The organism is Acinetobacter sp. UBA6526, from assembly GCF_002434875.1.
Classification (GTDB): domain Bacteria; phylum Pseudomonadota; class Gammaproteobacteria; order Pseudomonadales; family Moraxellaceae; genus Acinetobacter; species Acinetobacter venetianus.
On sequence record NZ_DJLC01000142.1, the window covers coordinates 1 to 3841 of the forward strand.

The 3841-nt window shown below is 38.9% G+C and carries 2 protein-coding genes; both read right to left on the bottom strand.

Annotation, left to right across the window (positions count from 1 at the left end; translation table 11 throughout):
• Positions 1 to 21 precede the first annotated feature (21 nt).
• Complete coding sequence (locus tag B4237_RS09350) at positions 22 to 2283, bottom strand: hypothetical protein (RefSeq protein WP_286942837.1); 2262 nt, start codon at positions 2281 to 2283, stop codon at positions 22 to 24.
• Between the two features lie 2 nt (positions 2284 to 2285).
• Positions 2286 to 3710 (bottom strand): hypothetical protein, encoded by a 1425-nt coding sequence (locus tag B4237_RS09355; protein ID WP_286942839.1) that lies wholly within the window; start codon positions 3708 to 3710, stop codon positions 2286 to 2288.
• Positions 3711 to 3841 lie beyond the last annotated feature (131 nt).

A 3841-nucleotide genomic window follows, 5' to 3' on the forward strand; every position in this document is an offset into this window, starting at 1 on the left:
TTTCGCCAAATCTAGCCATTGTTATTCCTCCAAGCCATTAGTAGGCGAATCTTCTACTGGCGAATCTGTCATTTGCGTTGACTTAAACAGGTAGTTTACAACACTTGGAATAGATATTCTTTCAACAGTTGCAGTTCCTTGATTTGTTAACATTGTGCTTTTAATAGATTCAGGCAAAGTTTTAAACCAATTTTTAAATGCACTTGTTTGTGTGACTCCTTCCATTGATTTTGCAACATCTTTTCCTTGTGCTGCGTTTAATATAGCTCGTCTAAACCTATCGCTTTGCAACAAGTTTGCTACTACTTCTAAATTATCACCGCCCATATTATTGAGCCATCCAAATGCTGATGACATTCCCTTTGGAATACCACCAAGCCTACCAACAATAGGAACAACACCCATAACACTCCCTGTAACTCCGAGTAATTTAGAAATTAAACCATTGTCAGCGTTAAAGTTTTGAACAAAATCCATAACCACTCCAGTAGGTTTTTGTCTTGCCTTTTGTGCGGCAAGCCTTCCTGATATTCTGGCTACGTTATCTAAAAATTTTAATTGATCTCTGCTTAAATAGTTGCTTATTAAAGAAAAAGACCTAGTATCACCCTTTATTCGTCTATACCAATCTGCAAATAAAGCAGGATTCATTACAAAATCTTGATCTATGTCAGTGCTTCTTGCGCCTCTTTGCATTATATCTCTTATACCAGAAAGAATAACCTCTGATCTCATACCTTCTGGTATGGCATTAATTCTTTTTCTAAAACCTTCTACAGAACCTTTAGTAAGATTAGAAAGACCAGCACTTATTGGTTGTAAAACATCTTTAAATAAATCTTTACCTAGTAGTGTTGTTGCCATTTCTTCCATAAGTTTTCTTTGTCTAACAAGGCCTTGAGCTTGCTCTAAAACTTCTCCTGCTCTATCTCCACCTATATCCCTTAAAGCTCTTTGCTGCTGCCTTTGCAAAACATCATATAATTGAGCAAACTGTCTAGTGTTTGTGTTTGTAAAAGCGTTTTGTCCTCTTAATGCGTTTCCATATTGTTCGCCAACAGTCTGTCTTAATTGATCTAAAGTGTCATAAGTAAGAGGACCAGCATCTAATGTTTTTTCTATCTGCGCCAAACGATCACTTACTTGCCCACCGCCTTTTCTTCTTAGCTCTCTTATATAAGAACGCAATATTCTTGGCTCTACTACCGCAGCGCCACCATCACCAAGTCTTCTAATAACAGTGCTTAACCCTCTGTAAAGACCGTCAGATTCTTCTAATAAATCCCCTATGTCTTTTTGTAAACTTTCTTTTACTCTAGGAGTTACTTCTCCTGCTGTTAAAGCTCCATATTTTTGCAGCTTTTGATTTACAGAACTTTCTAACGCTTTAACTCCGTCTATAACATCTTGCTTTAATCCAAAGTCTAACCCACCACTTCTTGATCTTATTCCAGCTTCTACGCTTTGTACTGTTTCGTTATTTACCATTGATGCTGTAGGAAGACTTTCTTCTACGCCTAAATTTTTTGCTGCATCTATAGTTGCTATATCTGGCTCAACACTTGAGGGCAATCTATCTGTAGGATTACGAGCTGAATTGACTAATTCTGATGATTGCCTGTTTCCTCTAAATATCATTGGTAAAGCATCGCCAACAACTGAAAACCCTGCATCCAAACCAACATCTATTGGATCAAAGTCTCCTCCAGTTGCTGCTTGCACTCCTTGATTTACGGCAGGCAAACCTCCCGCCACTAAAGACCTAGTTCCTATTCCTGCTGGGGTGGCGGAAACACCTCCCATAACTGTTCCAGTAAGAGCTTGATTAATATCTCTCATGCTCAGGTTTGGCTTATTTAGAGAAACAACATTGTTATTCTCCCTATTCATAGCCATGTATTCTTCACCCTTTGTCACATTTCCTTGCTCATCATATTCAGGAGGTCTGACAAAAACCGCTATGTTTGGGTCTTGAGCCATTAAAATTTTTCCCATTTCGTAGGGATCGTAAGTAGTTTGAGCCATCATTTCCAGCCCAAGATTTTTTGTTCTTCCCATCAAGCCTTTTCCAGAAAGGACAGGATTTTCGCCAAAAGGAGGAGTTATGTACGATCCAAATTCTGGAGCCGCATCCATTGTAGCCTGAGCTTGCTTTGACAAACTGCGCTGCTGCTCAGTATCAATGTCACGCAAAATACTTTGAGCTTCGCCCAGAGATATAGTGCTGTTAGGGATTGTTCCATCCCTAATCATTAATTTTAATTGTTCTGGGGTAAAATCCATTATTAATCCATAAATAGACGTTGTTCGTTTATCGGAAGAGCATTAAATTGTTCTACTGAATATCCAGCTCTTGCAGCTTGAGCAGGAAGGCCAGCCCCTCTAAAGTTTGATGATTGTAGTCCATAATTGTCTGCGTCAACGTAAGGTCTTCTTTGCATACTATTACTTATACCTATGTCTGGATTTTGGAAAAAATCAGTTACTCCATTCCAGTTATTTCCAAAAACCATGCTTCCTAGCTTGTTTATATTTCTATTAGAAGTTTCACCAAACGCTGCATTCATTTCTTCAGGCCTAGCCTGAGAATAACCACTGGCCTCTGCAAACAAACTAGCCATACCATCTAAAATAGTTTGCCCAGAACTTGTAACTAATCCATTTGCAATTCTCATAATTCCGTCATAATCAAAATTTTCAGGATTAGTTGGGTCTATGCCAGTAAGTATTTCTTGAGGAAGAGCTGTTCTTTGACTAAAAAAATCTTTAAGAACAGAAAAATCTCCACCACTTGCAGCTTCAGCTTCTATGTATGACCTCAAATCTACACCGCCACCAAAGTTTGCAAAATCTCTGTCAGTAACAACCCCCGGACTGGCAAGCCTTGCAAGAACAGTTACAAGCGTTGCCGCAGCTCTTCTTCTAGAAGTGTTATCAGAAGTTTCATCCGTAACTTGTCTAGCTAAAGATTCTAATTTCCCTCTTTCGCCTACCATTTCAGATGCGTCATCTCTAAACTTTCTAGCTGTACTCATTATTGTAGCTCTGTTATCTTCCCAAGCAGCTCTTTCTCCCCTAATACCTTGCTTTCCTCCTATCGGACTTTCTGCGTATACCGTTCCTGAAATTGGGTCTTGAAGAATTACATCGCCTGTGTCTGGGTCACGACCTTTATACTCAGGTCCAACAGGAGGTGATAATATTCCTAGTTGTATTGCTTGGGCATAACTAGAATTCAAATGCGGTATTATTGATTGTATTCCATCTCGATCTACGTCTGCTATCATTTCTAGAGTTGATTCTGTACTTATACCAAGATTCTGTTCCATGCTTAATCTATCTTTTAACAACTCCATTAGTCCTGTGTAATCGTTTGCTTTAGCAAAATTTAACGCCATTAAATTATCTTTCATTAGTGCTTGTTGTATAACATCTCTTCTCTGCAAACTTTGCATTTCCATTGCGTTTTGCATTTGATTTTCTTGCATCATCTGCTGTCTAAACTCAGGAACCTTGTTGCTAAACATTGCTCCCAAAGCTCTTAACTTTGTAGAGAGATCAGCACCGCCTCCAACTCCCATAAGCTTTTGACCTCTTGATCTTGTAGTGCCGCCCAAAGGCGCATCTAAAGACGGAGAGCCAATAGGGTTTCCAGTTAACGGATTATCTCCTACAACCGGACCTTGTTGATAAAAAGTATTTTCAATCATTTTTTTACCTACGAACCGGATTTAATTGATAAAAACTACTACCCATATTACCACCCCAAGTATTGGCGTTAGGGTTTGTATATACAGGGTTTGAGGTTTCCACTTTTGCTCCACCATCATTTCTTCCAAAT

What these genes read in the sequence shown, in the direction of transcription:
- B4237_RS09350 (WP_286942837.1), bottom strand. Translation starts at nt 2,283, where the DNA reads ATGGATTTTACCCCAGAACAATTAAAATTAATGATTAGGGATGGAACA.
- B4237_RS09355 (WP_286942839.1), bottom strand. Translation starts at nt 3,710, where the DNA reads ATGATTGAAAATACTTTTTATCAACAAGGTCCGGTTGTAGGAGATAAT.